Here is a 15,277-nt window from a genome sequence, read left to right as displayed (position 1 = left end):
AGGCCATGTGTCCACGTACAACCTCGCTTCGCTGCTCGAAGACTCCGCGGCGAACTACCCCGAGCGCACCGCGATCGTGCTGGGTGACATCCGTCTGAACTACGCCCAGGTCAACGGAGCCGCCAACCAGGTCGCGAACCTGCTGGCGAGCAAGGGCATCGGCGCGGGCGACCGGGTCGCCCTGATGAGCCCGAACCTGCCCTACTTCACGATGGTCTACTTCGGCATCCTCAAGGCCGGGGCCACGGTCGTGCCGCTCAACGTGCTGCTCAAGGGGCGCGAGGTGGCCTACCACCTCCAGGACTCCGACGCGAAGGCCCTCTTCGCCTTCGAGGGCACGCCGGAGCTGGCCATCGGTGCCGAGGCGCACGCGGGCGCGCAGGAGGCCGGTGTCGAGAACTTCTTCCTGATCACCGCCGACCCGACCGCCGCCTCGCCGATCGAGGGCGTCACCACCCTCGGTCAGGGCATCGGCACCCAGCCGCCGACCTTCGACACCGTGGCCACCGACGAGGACGACACCGCGGTCATCCTCTACACCTCCGGCACCACCGGGCAGCCCAAGGGCGCCGAGCTGCGTCACCGCAACATGCGCGACAACGCCCTGGCCGGCACCGAGCTCTTCGGTGCCTCCGCCGACCGGCCCGACACCTACCTGGCCGTGCTGCCGCTCTTCCACGCCTTCGGCCAGACCGTCGTGCAGAACGGCGCGATCGCCTTCGGTGGCACCGTCGTGCTGCTGCCCCGCTTCGACGCGGCGGCCGCGCTGGCGACGATGCTCAAGGAGAGCGTGAGCTTCTTCGCCGGTGTCCCGACGATGTACTGGGGCCTCCTCGGCGCCCTGTCGGAGGACACCGACGTGGCCACTCTCGCCAAGAACCTGCGCGTCGCCGCCGCCGGTGGCTCGGCCCTCCCGGTCGAGATCCACAAGGAGTTCGAGAAGCGCTTCGGCGTGACCATCCTCGAGGGCTACGGCCTCTCCGAGACCTCCCCGGTGGCCTCGTTCTCGCTCTACGGCCAGCCGGTGCGCCCGGGCTCGATCGGTGTGCCGATCCCCGGTGTCGAGATGCGCCTGATCGACCCGGCGTCGTGGGACGACATCGAGTGGACCCCCGACGCGATCGGCGAGATCGCGATCAAGGGCCACAACATCTTCAAGGGCTACTTCAACCGCCCCGAGGCGACCGCCGAGGTGCTCACCGCGGACGGCTGGTTCCGCTCCGGCGACCTCGCCAAGCGCGACGAGGACGGGTGGTACTACATCGTCGACCGCGCCAAGGAGCTCATCATCCGCGGTGGCTTCAACGTCTACCCGCGCGAGATCGAAGAGGTCCTGCTCACCCACCCGGCGGTCTCGCTGGCCGCCGTCATCGGCGTCCCGCACGACTCCCACGGTGAGGAGATCAAGGCCGTCCTCGTCCTCAAGCCCGGTGCCTCCGCGACCCCCGAGGAGATCGTGGCCTGGTCGAAGGAGCAGATGGCGGCCTACAAGTACCCGCGCATCGTCGAGATCGTCGACGCCCTGCCGATGACCGCCACCGGCAAGATCCTCAAGCGCGAGCTGAAGTAGGGCATTCCGTACGCCGGCAGGAGCCGTAGCCCGAAGATCGCAGTCACTCCGTGGCTGCGATCTTCGGCTTCTGGTCGGTCCGGAAGGCGAGCATCGGCCGGGACGTGGCGCCCACGGCGGCCAGGGCGAGCAGGCAGGTGAGGCCACCGCTGACCAGGGCGAACGGGCCGGAGGTGAGCTGGGCGACGGCGCCGCCGCGGAGGTTGCCGACCTCCGGCCCGCCGGCCCCGACGATCATCTCGATCGCGGCGGTCCGGCCGCGCAGGTCGTCGGGCACCGCGAGCTGGATCAGGGTGCCGCGCGTGACCACGCTGACCGAGTCGGCCGCGCCCGCGACGGCGAGCAGGGCGAGGCACAGCCACGGTGAGGTGACCAGCCCGACGGCGCCGAGGCTGAGGCCCCACACGGCGGCGGCGCCGATCGTGATCACGCCCGGCCGGCTGCGCCGTGTGAACGAGCCGGAGACGAGGGACGCCGCGACCCCGCCGACCGCGATCGCGGTCAGGAACAGCCCGAGCGTACGTGGGTCGCCGCCGAACCGGGCCTCGTTGACCAGCGGGAACAGGCTCACCGGCATGGCCAGGACGGTGGCCGCCAGGTCGACGAGCAGCACGCCGCGTACGACCGGCTGGGTCGCCGCGAAGCGCAGTCCTTCGAGGACTCCGTCACCGCTCGTCCTGGCGGCGGGAGCGAAGGCCGGGAGGCCGAGGACCCCGAGGAAGCCGGCGGCGAAGGAGGCGGCGTCGACGGCGTACGCGATCTCGAGACCCGCGTAGCCGATGATCAGGCCGCCCAGCGCCGGGCCCAGGAGCATCGATCCCTGGAAGCTCAGCCGGTTGAGGGCGAGGCCGGCGGCGACCTGATCGGCCGGGAGCAGGCGCGGGATCACGCCCATGCCAGCGGGGGCGGCGACCGCGCCGGTGGCGGCGATCAGCGCGACCAGCGCGAGGACGGGCCCGAGCGATGCGGGGGAGGTGCCGAGCCAGCTGGCCTGGGCGACCAGGAGCAGGCCCAGCATCAGCTGGACGACGGTCGTGACCATGAGGATCGAACGCCGGTCGGCACGGTCCGCGACGGAGCCGCCCCAGAGCCCGACGGTCAGCATCGGGACCAGCTGGACGAGGGCGACGATGCCGGACCAGAACGGGCTGTGGGTCGACTCCCAGACCTGGTACATGACCGCGACGACCGAGATCTGCCCACCGAGCCCCGAGACCGCCCGCCCGATGAAGAAACGGCGGAAAGCGGGTGACGTACGCAACGGCGTGATGTCGATCAGCAGATGGCGCACGAGGACCGACGGTAAAGCCCGTGATGGCCGAAGGCCAACGGTTTAGGTGAGCGGCGTATGGCCCACCTAGACTGCAGCCATGCCTCGCGTTGTCGTCGACGTCATGCCCAAGCCCGAGATTCTCGACCCGCAGGGGAAGGCCGTACTCGGCGCCCTGCCGCGGCTCGGGTTCACCGGGGTCACCGAGGTCCGTCAGGGCAAGCGGTTCGAGCTGGAGATCCCCGAGGTCACCGACGAGGCGCTCGCCCAGATCGAGAAGCTGGCCGAGACCTTCCTCGCCAACACGGTGATCGAGAACTACGTCGTCCGCGTGGAAGAGCCGGCCAAGTGAAGATCGGCGTCATCACCTTCCCGGGCACGCTCGACGACGTCGACGCGCAGCGCGCCGTCCGCATCGGTGGCAACGAGGCCGTCGCGCTCTGGCACGGCGACCACGACCTCCAGGGCGTCGACGCGGTGATCCTGCCGGGCGGCTTCTCCTACGGTGACTACCTGCGCTGCGGTGCCATCTCCCGCTTCGCCCCGATCATGACCGAGGTCATCGAGGGCGCCCAGAAGGGCCTCCCGGTCCTCGGCATCTGCAACGGCTTCCAGATGCTGGTGGAGTCCCACCTGCTCCCCGGCGGCCTGCTGCGCAACGACCACCTCAAGTTCATCTGCCGCGACCAGAAGCTGCGCATCGAGAACACCTCGACCGCCTGGACCTCCGCGTTCACCCAGGACCAGGAGATCGTGGTCCCGCTGAAGAACGGCGAGGGGCAGTACGTCGCCGACGCCGACACCGTCAAGCGGCTCGAGGACGAGGGCCGCGTCGTCGCGCGCTACCTCGACGTGAACCCCAACGGTTCGGTCAACGACATCGCCGGCATCACCAACGAGGCCGGCAACGTCGTCGGCCTGATGCCCCACCCCGAGCACGCGGTCGAGACCCTCACCGGCTCCGGCCTCGACGGGCTCGGTTTCTTCACCTCACTTGCGGAGAAGGCCTTCGCCTGACCTCTCGCCTCAGCGACCCCGAGACAGGTCGTACCAGGTGATGTCGGTCGCCATGCCGTTGGTCGTGCGCCCGAGGCGCCGCTGGTAGGCGACCAGGCCGAGGTGGGTGGTCCAGTCAAGGACGCCCGTGACCTTGACCCGCTCCTCGGTGCGGGTGGTCGAGTTGAGCGCGCGCTGGAGGTCGCGGACCTGGTCCCCGGCGGAGCCGCGCTTGAGGATCGGATGCCGGTTGGCGGCCCACAGCGTCTTCCAGGCACCTCGGGTCCACAGGTCGCGAACGGCCAGGCCGTGGCTGCGCTGCCAGTCGTGGACGGCGGCCCGAAGCGCCGACCCGTAGTAGCCGCTCATCACACCGTCGAAGGTGCCGCGGGTGCCGAGCATGCACTTGAGCGCCTTCACGTACGCCGCGGGCGGGGTGTAGGTCGACGTCGCCGGCGCGAGGTCGGGGTAGTAGTCGAAGTCGACGCGTACGCCGCCGCAGCGGACCACGGGCGGGGCGTAGGACCCACGGCCGACGTCGAGATAGTCGGAGTCGATGTTGATCGTGACGCCGCCGTGGGTCTCGTCGTGGCCACCGCGATACTGCTTGACCCGGTCATGGTCGCTCCACACGGTGTCGGGGATGTAGGTCGTCGAGGTGTTCGCCTTGCCGTCCCAGTCGGCGATCCACAGGTCCGAGGGGAACGTGAACCCGCTCGGCTGGGCGCGCCAGACGTCGTAGATCGCCTTGATCCCCGACGCCGCGCTGGAGTACATCGCCGAGCGGTAGCCCAGCACCTTGATCCGGTAGCTCCACGCCGAGATGAACCACATCGCCGACTCGCGACAGGTCCGGTTGGCGATGTCGAAGGCCTCGAGGTCGTAGAACATCGTGCTGCCGGCAGCGATCCCGTACGCCTGCGCCGCGGCCACGGCCGCGTTGGCCTCGGCGATCGCCTGACGCCTCGCCGCCGCGTAGCCGTCGGCCGGGTCGGGGTTGATCTTCGGGTCGTCGCCGTAGCGGGGATAGCGCGGGTTGCACGAGGCCTGCGGGCCGAGCGTGATCGGCAGCAGTCGCCAGCCGCGGGCCTGCTGGTTGCGCACCCAGGTCGCCGAGAGGTACGTCTGGACCCGGCAGGCACGGGACCTGCCGGCGATGTAGATGCCCACGCCGGTGAAGTTCGAGTGCTTCCACCACTGGTCCATCGCGGTCTGCGACGGGGCCTGGCACTGGTCGAACCCGAAGCCGGTGAAGTTGCCCGGGGTGACCGGGTTCGCGGACGTCGCGGGACCGGCAGAAGCCAGTCCCGCGACGACCATCATGCCTGCGATGACGCCGGCGCCGAGTGCGCGCCGGGCGCGCCTGATACTGATACCCCCCATGGTTCACGGGATAGCACCAGGCGGCACCCTGCGCCATAGCCCGGGCTAGTCATACCGCGGGCCCACCTGAGCGCGACGGCTCAGTCGACCTCGACCGCCGCCCGCCCGGCGACGTACGACCGTGCTCCGGAGGGGCGCCGGAGCACGACGCTCAGCGAGGCGATGATCCCGAGCGCACCGAGGGCGGCGGCGGCGTAGAAGGCCTCGCGCATCCCCGGCACGACCTCGCCGGGAGTGCCGTTGGCGACGTAAACCGAGGCGATCACGGCCAGGCCGATCGACCCGCCGAGCTGCTGCATGGTCTGCACCAGGCCCGAGGCCGAGCCGGCGTGGGCGGCGTCGACACCCTCCAGGCCCAGAGCCGTGGTGGAGGTGAAGACGAGCGAGGCGAAGGCACCGTTGAGGAGGAACGGAGCCAGGACGGCGCCGGCGTACGTGCTGGTCTCCGACAGCGTGCTCAGCCACAGGAACGACACCGTGAGACCGGTGGCGCCCAGGACCAGCACCCGCGACATCCCGATCCGGGCCGCGATGCGAGGCGCGATCCGGGACATGCCGAAGATCATCAGGGTGAGCGGAAGGAACGCCAGCCCGGAGGCGAGCGGCCCCATGCCGAGCACGCCCTGCAGGTAGATCACGGTCAGGTAGAACGTCGCGAACTGTGCGCCGACCAGCCCGACCGCGGCGATGAACGCGGCGACACGACGGTGGCTGTTGAAGAGGTGGAGCTGCAGCAGCGGGTGCGCCACCCGGCGCTCGGTGAGCACGAGGGCGACCAGCAGGAGCAGGCCGACGGCGATGCCGCCGATGGTGCGTACGGAGGTCCAGCCGTGCTCGGGGGCGCCGATCAGCGACCAGACGATCGCGGCCGCACCACCGGTGGCGGTCACGGCCCCCACCATGTCGAAGCGTCCCGGTCGCCGGGCGGTCTCGGAGACGAGGCGGCCGACGAGGGCGAGCACGACGAGCCCGATGGGTACGTTGATGAACAGCGTCCAGCGCCACGACGCGATGTCGGTGAGGATGCCGCCGAGGATCAGGCCGATCGACGCGCCGCTGGAGGAGACCGCCGCGAAGAGCGCGATCGCCCGGGCCCGGCCGGCCTCGTCCTTCGCCGAGGTGGTCAGCAGCGCGAGCACCTGAGGTGCGGCGATCGCGGCGCCGAAGCCCTGAAGCGCCCGGGCGATGACGAGCAGATCGTCGGTCGGGGCGAGCCCGCCGGCCAGGGAGAAGAGGGTGAAGACGGACAGGCCGGCGACGAACATGCGCCGCCTGCCGAAGACGTCGCCCAGGCGACCGCCGAGCAGCAGCAGGCCGCCGAAGGCGAGGGTGTAGCCGTTGAGGACCCAGGTGAGAGCCGCCGGGGTGAACGCGAGGTCGTCGGCGATCCGGGGGAGCGCGACGTTCACGACCGCCGAGTCGAGCACGATCATCAGCTGGGCGACCAGGACCAGGGCGATCCCGGCGCCGGCGGCCTTGGTGGCCGCGGGTGGCGTGGGTGGTGCCACGGTGGTTGTCATTCGAGAGCTCCTGTTGGAGACGGAAAAGGAGTACAGTGAAGCGGAGGAAGTCTCCGCTTGCATGGAACACTACCGGAGGGTGTCTCCGTTTAGCAACGCGTTTATCCGTGCCGGTGGTGACTGCTGTTAACGTGAGGCCCCCGCAGAGCGGCGGGAGCCACTGAGGAGGTCCGGATGAGAGCCGACGCGCAGCGCAACCGCGAGCGGCTGATCGAGGTCGCCCACGCGGTCTTCAAGGAGCGCGGTCTCGACGCGCCTCTCGACGAGGTCGCCCGGCGTGCGGGCGTCGGTCCCGGCACCCTCTACCGGCACTTCCCCACGCGTGAGGCGCTCCACGAGGCGATCATGGCGACCTGGATCGAGGAGGTCTCCGCCCACGTCGAGAAGGCGATGGCGACCGAGGGCGGGTGCCGCGAGAAGCTGCTCGCCTGGTTCGAGGAGTACGTCGCGCTGCTGACCCGCCACCAGGGCGCCGCCGCCAAGATCACGGCCTCCCTGGGCTGCCAGGACTCCCCGCTGCGCACCAAGTGCCAGACCTACGCCGACGCCAACCAGAGCGTCCTGGCGGAGATGGCCGAGCACGGCGTGCTGCGGGAGGGCGTCGACAACCTCGACGTGTGCCGTCTCCTCGGCGGCGTCGCGACCATGGCCGACCAGTCCTCGCTCGACCCCCAGGACGTACGTCCCATGCTCGACGTCATTGCGAACGGCGTCCTCAAATCCTGACCTGCTCTGGGGCAGACTGGGGGTATGTCCTTCACCTCGCCGGTCGGCGGCCCGCAGAGCCCGCTGAAGCTGGAGTTCCCTCAGTCGCTCGCGACCTATGACGACTACGCGGCCGCGCAGAAGTCCGTCGACTTCCTCTCCGACAAGGAGTTCCCGGTCGAGAACTGCATGATCGTCGGCACCGAGTTGAAGCAGATCGAGCGGATCACCGGACGCCTCACCTGGAGCAAGGTCGCGCTCGCCGGCGTCCTCTCCGGTGCCTGGCTCGGTGTCTTCGTCGGCCTGATCATGTCGCTCTTCGGCGGTGAGAACTTCCTGTTCATCCTGCTCTCGACGGTGCTGCTCGGCGTCGTCTTCGGCCTGATCTGGTCGCTGATCGGCTACGCCGCGACCAAGGGCACCCGCGACTTCTCGAGCGTCAAGGTGATCGTCCCGACCAAGTACGAGGTCCTGGTCGAGCACAAGGTCGCCGCCCGCGCCCGCGAGCTCCTCGCCGACCTGCCCGGCGCCCTTCCCAACCCCTTCTCCTGAGCGCCCACCGCCGCACACGTCTCGGATGATGAGACGTGTGCGGCGTTCGTGTGTAGCCACGCGTGTTCCGGGGAAGAACTCCGTTGAAGAGGGAGGCCCCGATGTCATCTCAGATCAACGTACGTCCCGGCGAGCTGGTCAAGCTCGCCGACCGCTGCATCGACTGGGCGATGGACCTGACCGCTGCGACCACGGACAACGCCGGCGCGCTCCACGTCGCCCAGCGCGATGCCGGCAACACCCAGGGCGGCTACGACACGACGGCTGCCCATGGGCCGTTGGTCGAGGCCGCGTCGAGCGCACTCGAGTCGTTCGCGGCGGTCTTCGAGGCCGACGCCGACGCCCTGATGCTGTGTGCGTTCGACCTCTCCGCGACCGATGAGGAGACGGCCCGAGCCGCCCAGTCGAGCAACTCGCTGCCTCCGGGGCCGCTGCCGCGACCGCCGGAGCCGACCCCGGGTCCGAAGCCGCCGTCGCCCACGCCGAGCCCGTCGCCGGGCCCCACCCCGACCCCGCGCTGAGGAGCACGAGATGTCCGAAGGCACCTGGAAGCTGTGGGACGACGCGGCCTCGATCGACGAGGCGTCGCGAGGCTGGGCCTCGGTCGCGAAGGCGCTCGACGGCGTCACCGAGTCGTTCATCAGCGGCTCCAAGGACGTGGTCGCCGACTGGGAGGGCCGGACGGCCGAGTCCTACGAGGCGCACCGCAAGACGCTGCTGACCGACCTCGACAAGGCGCGCGAGCTCGCCGACAAGGGGTCCGCGGCGATGGCCCGGATCGCCGGCACCGTACGCATCGCCCAAGGTCACCTCGACCAGTCCTGGGCGACCGTCGCCCACATTCCGCACCAGGGCAGCCCGTCGGGCGACATCCGGTTCCAGCCCGAGACCCCCGAGGACAGCAAGCTGGTCACCGACGCCATCGCGCGCGCCTACGAGATCCGCACCGGCCTCGATCGCGACCTCGACGCCGACCGGCAGGTGCTCGTCGACACCACCGCCGCCTGGCAGGGTCTGTCGACGAGCATGGCGGCCATCGCCGAGTCCGGACAGGACCCGTTCCACGTCCCGGCCGACGTCGACTCGGTCGGCATGATCAACGTCGACGGCAAGACCTACATCAACACCGGCAGCGGCGACGACGTGGTCACGGTCGGGATCAATCCGCTGACCGGGAAACAGGTCGTCACCGTCAACGGCCAGATGTACGAGGTGCCGCCCGGCAACGAGATCGTCATCCGCGCCGGCGAGGGCAACGACGAGATCAACGTCCCGCAGGGCACCAACGTCAATCTCTCCCTGCTCGGTGGCAGGGGTGATGACCGGCTCAACGGCGGCAGCGGGAGCGACCGCATCCTCGGTGGCCAGGGCCGCGACCACGTCTTCGCCGGCGACGGTGACGACCGGGTCTCGGGAGGCACGGATCGCGACTACATCGACGCCCAGGGCGGCAACGACCTCGCCACCGGAGCGGGCGGGGACGACACCGTCTACGGCATGGCCGGAAACGACCGGATCAGCGGTGGTCGCGGCCAGGACTACCTCGAAGGTGCCGACGGCGACGACGTGCTCGTCGGTGGCGACGGCAACGACATCGCCTCCGGCGGCGACGACAACGACCGGATCCACGGTGGCGCCGGAGACGACGTGAGCTACGCCGGGCGGGGGACCGACACCACCTACGGCGGCTCGGGCGACGACAAGGCCCACAGCGAGTCCGGTGACACCGATGAGGACGTCGAGAAGCACGTGACGGTCCAGATCACCGAGGTCCCGGAGTGGATCAAGATCGAGGGGTCACCCGAGTTCGTCGCCCGGACCCGTGCCGACCTCGAGATGCTGGCCGCGTCGCCCACGGGGCAGCAGATGCTCGCCGCGCTCGACCGGAGACACGACGACTCGGGTGTGTTCGGGATCGGGCAGGAGAACCTGACCATCCGCGAGTACGTCGGTGACACGCCGAACAGCTCGGCGTCCGACGGGCCGATGGGTGGCAACGAGATCAAGTACATGCCGGACATCGACACCATGAACACCGGCAACCGTGCTCCCCAGACGCCTGTCGACGGCCCGCCGGTCGCGGTGCTCTACCACGAGATGGCGCACGTCTACGACTACATGCACGACACGCTCGAGCCCGGCGAGTATCACGGTGACGACCCCGAGAACCAGGGGACCAACAACCGTGAGCGCGAGGCTGCCGGTCTGCCCGTCGACCACGACAACGACCCGAGCACGCCGGAGCAGATCGACCCGGACCATCCCTACGTCTACACCGAGAACGGGCTCCGCGACGAGATGGGGGCACCGCATCGTGACCACTACTAGGTTGATGATGCTCGCATCGCTGCTGACGGCGGGAGGTCTGGTGATGAGCGGCTGTGCGAAGGCTCCCGAGGGGGAGCGGGAGATCGAAGGGGTCCGGTTCGAGTCGGAGATCGCCGTGGCCGGAGACGCGCTCGAGGTCAGCTATCGCGTGGTCAACGACGCGGACATCGACGTCTACGTCGTCGACTCGGTGCCGACGTACGCCAACGGAGCGCTGCAGCCGGCTTCGGCGGACACCGTCTACGTCCTGGGCAGCGGCGGGAGCCGGGCCGAGGTGAGCAAGCGCGTCTTCCCCGTGCCGGACGACACGTCGTTCGCCCAGATGCCGGCGGTCGGCTGGGTCAGGCTCGCGGCGGGCGAGGAGATGGAGCGAGACGTACGTGTGTCGTTGCCGCTCGAGGCCCATCGCCCGTTCGACGACGACTCGGCACCGGACCTCCCGGACCCGGTCGACGAGGTCATCTTCTGCGTCGGTGTCCTCGACCTCCGCGACCTCTATCCCGACGGCGTCCCGGCCGAGGTCACCGGCCTCGCCCACTCCGACTCGGCCGCGGCGTCCCAGCAGATCTTCTGCTCCGATCCGGCATCCGTGGACTGATGAAGCGGGTCGGCGTGCTCGTGGTGGCGCTGCTGATGCCGCTCAGCGGGTGCGCCGAGGATTCGCCCTACGGCGAGTTCGGCCCGTCGGGATCGGCGCCGGCGCCAGTGGCTACCTTCGATGCCGAGGTGACGGTCGCCGACGCCGAGGTCCAGGTGAGCTACCGGTTCGCCAACGAGGGTGATGAGCCCCTGCTGCTCATCAACCGGCCTGCAGTTCCTGCCGGTGCCGGCGTCCGTTACCGGAAGGACGCGGCGTACGTCACCGAGGACGTCGACGGTGGGGCGCTGTTGTCGCAGGCGCTCTTCGGCTTCCCTGACACCGATCAGACCTGGGCGTCGATCCCGAGGGTAGGGGTCACGGAGGTGGCGCCGGGCGAGGCTGTCGAGGTCGAGGTGACGTCGGCATTGCCGTTGACCTGGTTCCACCCGTTCGGGACCGACCTCGGAACGGGACCGATGTCCCTCCCGAGCGATGTCGCCCAGGTCAGGTTCTGCCTCGGCGTGGTCGGCGCGCGGCGCCCCGAGTCGATGACGCCTCGGACCGAGGAGGACGGGACGCGGACCGTCGGCCACGCGAGCGCCGCGCAGCACCTGTTCTGCTCAGAGCCCGAGGAGCTGTGAAGCCGAGCATGGTCCATGGGCCACGGTCGGCTTCACGCCCTCGGACTCAGCGGCCGTGGGCCAGGTCGTACCAGGTCACCTCGGTGGCCATCCCGTTCGCGGTGCGGCCGAGACGCTTCTGGTAGGCGACGAGGGCGACCTGGGTGTTCCAGTCCAGGACGCCGGTGATCTTCGGACGCTCGGGTGCGGAGGTGGCGCTGAGGGCGCGCTGGAGGTCGCGGACGCTCTCGCCGGCGGAGCCGCGCTTGAGGAGCGGGCGGCTGTTGGCCGCCCACAGCGTCTTCCAGGCCGCCTGGGTCCAGGTCGTGCCCACCGCCAGACCGTGCGAGCGCTGCCAGGCGTTGACCGAGCTCACCAGCCCCCGGTCGTACGTACCGTCGATGGCGCCGCCGAAGTTCCCGCGCTCGCGGAGCATGCACTCGAGCGCCTTGGTGTAGATCGGCGAGGGGGGGTAGGAGCTGGTGCGCGGCTTCAGGGCGGGATAGCTGGTGAAGCTGACCGGCACGCCGCCGCAATGGGTCACCGGACGCGCGTAGGAGCCTCGGCCGAGGTCGACGAAGTTGGAGTCGATCTCGATGGTGGTGCCGCCGTGGGTCTCCTTGTGCGGGCCGCGGTACTGCTTGACGCGCTTGTGCGGGTTCCAGGGGGTGTCGGGGATGTAGCGGGTCGAGGTGTTGGCGCGGCCGTCCCAGTCGGCGATCCACAGATCGGCGGGGTAGACGAAGCCGCGGGGCTGGGCGTGCCAGACGGCGTACATCGCCTTGATGCCGGACGACGCGCTCGAGTACATGCCCGGTCGGTAGCCGAGCGCCTTGACGCGGTGGCTCCAGGCCGAGACGAACCACATCGCCGACTCGCGGCAGCGCTCGTTGCCGGCGTCGAAGCCCTCGAGGTCGTAGAACATCGTGCTTCCGGCGGCGATGCCGTAGCGCTTGGCGGCCTCGACGGTGGCGTTGGCCTGGCTGATGCCCTGGCGCTTGGCCTTGGCGTACTGGTCGGCCGGGTTGGCGCTGATCCGCGGGTCGTCGCGGTAGCGCGGGAAGTGCGGGTTGCAGGATGCCTGCGGCCCGAGCGTGATCGGGAGCAGCCGCCACCCGCGCGCCAGCTGGTTGCTCACCCAGGTCGCGCTGAGGTTGGTCTGGTTACGGCAGCCGCGGGAGTTGCCGGCGATGTAGATGCCGACGGCGCCGAAGTTGGAGTGCCTCCACCACCGGTCCATGGCCGTCTGTGACGGCGCCTGGCACTGGTCGAAGCCGTAGCCGGTGAAGTTGCCCGGTGTGACCCGGTTCGCGGCGGCCGCGGGGCTGGGTGCTGCCAGCCCCGCGACGCCGACGACGCCTGAGATCAAGCTCGCGCCGAGCGCCCGTCTGACGTTCCTGAGCCTGGTGAAGTCCCCCATATTTCGTCACGGTAGTCACAACCGTCACTCAGTTACCAGGAGACGCGCGCAGGCGCCGCCGTTTGGTTGACCTGACATCAGGACGGGACGGGCGTACGTCAGGAGTACGGCAGCAGCGTCTCGTCGATCTTCTCCCAGGCCGCCCGCAGCTCCGCCAGGTCCTCGGGTCGCTTCCGAGCGAGATCGGCCTGCTCGCGTACGTCCTCGCTCAGGTCGTAGAGGTGGTCGGTGCCGTCGAGCTGCAGGTACTTGAGGGGGCCGCGGCGCAGCGCCCGCTGCCCGCGCATGCGCCAGAAGAGGTCCTGGGTCTCGCGCGGCCGGCCGCCGAAGAGGAGCGGGACCAGGCTGGTGCCGTCCAGCGGGTAGTCCTCGGCCGGCGTCGCCCCGGCGAGCTCCAGGAACGTCGCGGTCCAGTCGGTCGTGGCCACCGGCTCGTCGCTGACCTGGCGACCGCGCAGGGTGCCGGGCCAGCTCAGGATGGTGGGCACCCGGATACCGCCCTCGTTGAGCCCCGACTTGGCACCGGTGAACGGCCACACGTTGGAGAACCGCTCGCCGCCGTTGTCGCTGGCGAAGAAGACGACGGTGTCGCGGAGCTGCCCGGTGCGCTCGAGGGCCTTGATGACCTGGCCGATCGACTGGTCGAGATCCTCGACCATGGTCTTGTACGTCGCCAGCGAGCCGCCGTCGGTGTGGAAGAGCACGCCCTTCTCGCCGCCCTCGATCCGGGCGGTCAGCTCATCGCTCACCGCCTTGTCCTCGGGTCCCTCCCAGGGCCAGTGCGGGGTGGTGAAGTTGAGGTTCAGGAGCCATGGGGTGTCGTGGTCGCGCTCGATGAAGCTGACGGCCCGCTCGGTGACGATCTCGGTGTAGTAGCGAAGGTCCTCGACCTCCACCTCGTCCTCGTAGAGGTCGTGGGCGCCGTTGTGGTTGATCTTCGAGAAGTAGTCGAGGCCGCCGGAGAAGTTGCCGAAGAACTCGTCCCACCCGACCCGGGTCGGGCTGTACCAGGGCAGGTAGCCGCAGTGCCACTTGCCGAACAGGGCCGTCGCGTAGCCCTGCTCCTTGAGCAACGAGGCCAGTGTCGGGTGGTCGAGCGGGATGCCGTGCAGCTTGTTCGGCGCCGAGATGGGTTCCGGCAGGCCGCCCGCGAGGCGGCCGGGGTAGCGCCCGGTGTAGAGCCCGAAGCGGGTCGGGGAGCAGACCGAGGAGGCGGAGTACGCATCGGTGAACCGCACGCCCGAGGCCGCCAGCCTGTCCAGGTGGGGCGTCTTGATGTCGGGGGAGCCGTAGGCGGACAGGTCGGCCCAGCCGAGGTCGTCGCCCAGGATGACCAGGAGGTTGGGCTTGCGCCGGGGCCGGTTGACCTTGCGGGCCTGGAACGGCTCTTCGTCGGTGGCGTTGGCGGGGGCGGCGAGGCCGGTGGCGGCGATCGCGCCGGCCCCGGTGGCCAGGAGGCTGCGTCGGCTGAGCGTGCTGGGGGAGGACACCGTATGGCCTTTCTTTAGTGAATAACTACGAATAGAAGACTAGGCGGCGCCCCCTCCGGTGGGCCGGGGTCTCGGTCGGCGGACGTGGTCAGGACGTTCGTCCTGGCTGATTTGCCCTAACCAAAGCCGCTCCGCGGCGTTAACTTGGTAAAGAAACGGACCGCAAAGGGGGTTGGGGCCGGTGCAGAGACGACGTGATCGGGTCACACCGGTCCTCTTCGCGATCACTGTTCTGCTCGCGCTGGCAGTCGCCGGGATCATCCACGTCGCGCACGGCGGCGAGGTGGCCGGGCCGTTCGTGGCCGCCGACCAGGTGAGCTCGACCACGAAGCGGGTCAACACGCCCTACGTCTGCTGGGACGGCAACGGCTCCGGCTCGCTGACCCGGTGCCCCGACCCGCGCGGCGAGGACGGCATGAGGTGGGTCTTCCCCGGTTACGCCGACGTCGCTCGCAGCGGCGAGTGCACCCGGGGCGCGACCGGCCCGCGAGATCTCTTCGTGGAGTGCTCGCTCTCCTGGCGCGGCAGCCCGATCCATCTCCACTACGCCTACCGGAGCGACTGGCAGGACGGCCGGCAGAAGTTCGACGCCACCGGCTCGACCCCGATGATCGAGCAGCGCCCCGACGGCGCGATGTCGCTCTCCTGGCGTCCGCGCCGGCTGGCCACCCCGCACGGCGAGGCCTCCTGGATCACCGCCGAGATGGTGGAGGGTCACGGCTGGAGCGTCGCCGCCTACGCCGGCGACGGCGAGGTCGCCCGGCAGGCGCTCGAGGAGTTCGGTGAGGTCCGCGACCTGCGGGAGTGGCGCGGGCTGCCCAGATGATCGGCGCCCGGTGACGA

Annotated in this window: 15 protein-coding genes; 10 read left to right on the top strand and 5 right to left on the bottom strand. The window is 69.9% G+C overall.

Features of this window, described 5'->3' with window-relative positions:
• Positions 1-7: 7 nt before the first annotated feature.
• Positions 8-1,570 carry a long-chain-fatty-acid--CoA ligase gene (locus ACWZJV_RS11115; RefSeq protein ID WP_457181477.1) on the top strand — a complete coding sequence of 521 codons (1,563 nt, stop codon included), beginning with the start codon at positions 8-10 and terminating at the stop codon, positions 1,568-1,570.
• Positions 1,571-1,613: 43 nt separating this feature from the next.
• Here the strand turns inward: ACWZJV_RS11115 and ACWZJV_RS11110 are convergent, their stop codons facing one another.
• Complete coding sequence (locus ACWZJV_RS11110; protein WP_457181475.1) at positions 1,614-2,861, bottom strand: MFS transporter; 1,248 nt, start codon at positions 2,859-2,861, stop codon at positions 1,614-1,616.
• A 79-nt stretch (positions 2,862-2,940) separates the two neighbouring features.
• Here ACWZJV_RS11110 and purS point away from each other — a divergent pair, with 79 nt between their 5' ends.
• Positions 2,941-3,192 carry a phosphoribosylformylglycinamidine synthase subunit PurS gene (purS, locus tag ACWZJV_RS11105; protein ID WP_196872656.1) on the top strand — a complete coding sequence of 84 codons (252 nt, stop codon included), beginning with the start codon at positions 2,941-2,943 and terminating at the stop codon, positions 3,190-3,192.
• On the top strand, positions 3,189-3,857 hold the full coding sequence (gene purQ / locus ACWZJV_RS11100; RefSeq protein WP_008360516.1) for a phosphoribosylformylglycinamidine synthase subunit PurQ: 669 nt from the start codon (positions 3,189-3,191) through the stop codon (positions 3,855-3,857). Before purS ends, purQ begins: the two co-directional genes overlap by 4 nt.
• A 9-nt stretch (positions 3,858-3,866) precedes the next feature.
• Here purQ and ACWZJV_RS11095 read toward each other — a convergent pair whose 3' ends face one another.
• On the bottom strand, positions 3,867-5,219 hold the full coding sequence (locus ACWZJV_RS11095) for a glycoside hydrolase domain-containing protein (RefSeq protein WP_457181472.1): 1,353 nt from the start codon (positions 5,217-5,219) through the stop codon (positions 3,867-3,869).
• A gap of 80 nt (positions 5,220-5,299) precedes the next feature.
• Complete coding sequence (locus tag ACWZJV_RS11090) at positions 5,300-6,739, bottom strand: MFS transporter (protein WP_457181470.1); 1,440 nt, start codon at positions 6,737-6,739, stop codon at positions 5,300-5,302.
• A 174-nt stretch (positions 6,740-6,913) separates the two neighbouring features.
• On the opposite strand from ACWZJV_RS11090, the gene ACWZJV_RS11085 reads away from it, so the two are divergent.
• The 6 genes from ACWZJV_RS11085 to ACWZJV_RS11060 all read left to right on the top strand — a co-directional run bounded on the left by ACWZJV_RS11085 (position 6,914) and on the right by ACWZJV_RS11060 (position 11,545).
• Positions 6,914-7,465 (top strand): TetR/AcrR family transcriptional regulator, encoded by a 552-nt coding sequence (locus ACWZJV_RS11085; protein WP_008360520.1) that lies wholly within the window; start codon positions 6,914-6,916, stop codon positions 7,463-7,465.
• A 24-nt stretch (positions 7,466-7,489) separates the two neighbouring features.
• On the top strand, positions 7,490-7,996 hold the full coding sequence (locus ACWZJV_RS11080) for a general stress protein (RefSeq protein ID WP_457181467.1): 507 nt from the start codon (positions 7,490-7,492) through the stop codon (positions 7,994-7,996).
• Between the two features lie 101 nt (positions 7,997-8,097).
• A complete protein-coding gene (locus ACWZJV_RS11075) occupies positions 8,098-8,517 on the top strand; it encodes a hypothetical protein (protein WP_231380144.1) in 420 nt (139 codons plus the stop codon).
• Positions 8,518-8,527: 10 nt separating this feature from the next.
• Positions 8,528-10,324, top strand: a complete 1,797-nt coding sequence (locus ACWZJV_RS11070; protein ID WP_457181465.1) for a M91 family zinc metallopeptidase — start codon at positions 8,528-8,530, stop codon at positions 10,322-10,324.
• A gap of 7 nt (positions 10,325-10,331) precedes the next feature.
• The gene (locus ACWZJV_RS11065) at positions 10,332-10,922 is read left to right on the top strand and encodes a hypothetical protein (protein WP_457181463.1); all 591 of its coding nucleotides are present in this window, start codon (positions 10,332-10,334) and stop codon (positions 10,920-10,922) included.
• On the top strand, positions 10,922-11,545 hold the full coding sequence (locus ACWZJV_RS11060; RefSeq protein ID WP_457181461.1) for a hypothetical protein: 624 nt from the start codon (positions 10,922-10,924) through the stop codon (positions 11,543-11,545). Before ACWZJV_RS11065 ends, ACWZJV_RS11060 begins: the two co-directional genes overlap by 1 nt.
• A gap of 46 nt (positions 11,546-11,591) precedes the next feature.
• On the opposite strand, the gene ACWZJV_RS11055 is transcribed toward ACWZJV_RS11060, so the two are convergent.
• Together ACWZJV_RS11055 and ACWZJV_RS11050 are read right to left on the bottom strand one after the other, a co-directional pair.
• Complete coding sequence (locus ACWZJV_RS11055; protein ID WP_457181459.1) at positions 11,592-12,944, bottom strand: glycoside hydrolase domain-containing protein; 1,353 nt, start codon at positions 12,942-12,944, stop codon at positions 11,592-11,594.
• Between the two features lie 98 nt (positions 12,945-13,042).
• Positions 13,043-14,434, bottom strand: coding sequence for a sulfatase-like hydrolase/transferase (locus ACWZJV_RS11050; protein ID WP_457181457.1), 1,392 nt, complete (start codon positions 14,432-14,434; stop codon positions 13,043-13,045).
• A gap of 181 nt (positions 14,435-14,615) precedes the next feature.
• Here ACWZJV_RS11050 and ACWZJV_RS11045 point away from each other — a divergent pair, with 181 nt between their 5' ends.
• Positions 14,616-15,260, top strand: coding sequence for a hypothetical protein (locus ACWZJV_RS11045; RefSeq protein ID WP_457181455.1), 645 nt, complete (start codon positions 14,616-14,618; stop codon positions 15,258-15,260).
• The last annotated feature ends 17 nt before the right edge of the window (positions 15,261-15,277 follow it).

This window comes from Nocardioides sp. WG-D5 (assembly GCF_054031175.1).
Note: the sequence above shows the minus strand (reverse complement) of the source record. Positions and strands in the feature narration are given on the sequence as shown.

Excerpts from the sequence above, each read along its gene's own strand:
- ACWZJV_RS11070 (WP_457181465.1), top strand. The coding sequence starts at position 8,528 with ATGTCCGAAGGCACCTGGAAGCTGTGGGACGACGCGGCCTCGATCGAC.
- ACWZJV_RS11085 (WP_008360520.1), top strand. The coding sequence starts at position 6,914 with ATGAGAGCCGACGCGCAGCGCAACCGCGAGCGGCTGATCGAGGTCGCC.
- ACWZJV_RS11080 (WP_457181467.1), top strand. The coding sequence starts at position 7,490 with ATGTCCTTCACCTCGCCGGTCGGCGGCCCGCAGAGCCCGCTGAAGCTG.
- ACWZJV_RS11060 (WP_457181461.1), top strand. The coding sequence starts at position 10,922 with ATGAAGCGGGTCGGCGTGCTCGTGGTGGCGCTGCTGATGCCGCTCAGC.
- purS (WP_196872656.1), top strand. The coding sequence starts at position 2,941 with ATGCCTCGCGTTGTCGTCGACGTCATGCCCAAGCCCGAGATTCTCGAC.
- ACWZJV_RS11065 (WP_457181463.1), top strand. The coding sequence starts at position 10,332 with ATGCTCGCATCGCTGCTGACGGCGGGAGGTCTGGTGATGAGCGGCTGT.
- ACWZJV_RS11075 (WP_231380144.1), top strand. The coding sequence starts at position 8,098 with ATGTCATCTCAGATCAACGTACGTCCCGGCGAGCTGGTCAAGCTCGCC.
- ACWZJV_RS11090 (WP_457181470.1), bottom strand. The coding sequence starts at position 6,739 with ATGACAACCACCGTGGCACCACCCACGCCACCCGCGGCCACCAAGGCC.
- ACWZJV_RS11095 (WP_457181472.1), bottom strand. The coding sequence starts at position 5,219 with ATGGGGGGTATCAGTATCAGGCGCGCCCGGCGCGCACTCGGCGCCGGC.
- ACWZJV_RS11055 (WP_457181459.1), bottom strand. The coding sequence starts at position 12,944 with ATGGGGGACTTCACCAGGCTCAGGAACGTCAGACGGGCGCTCGGCGCG.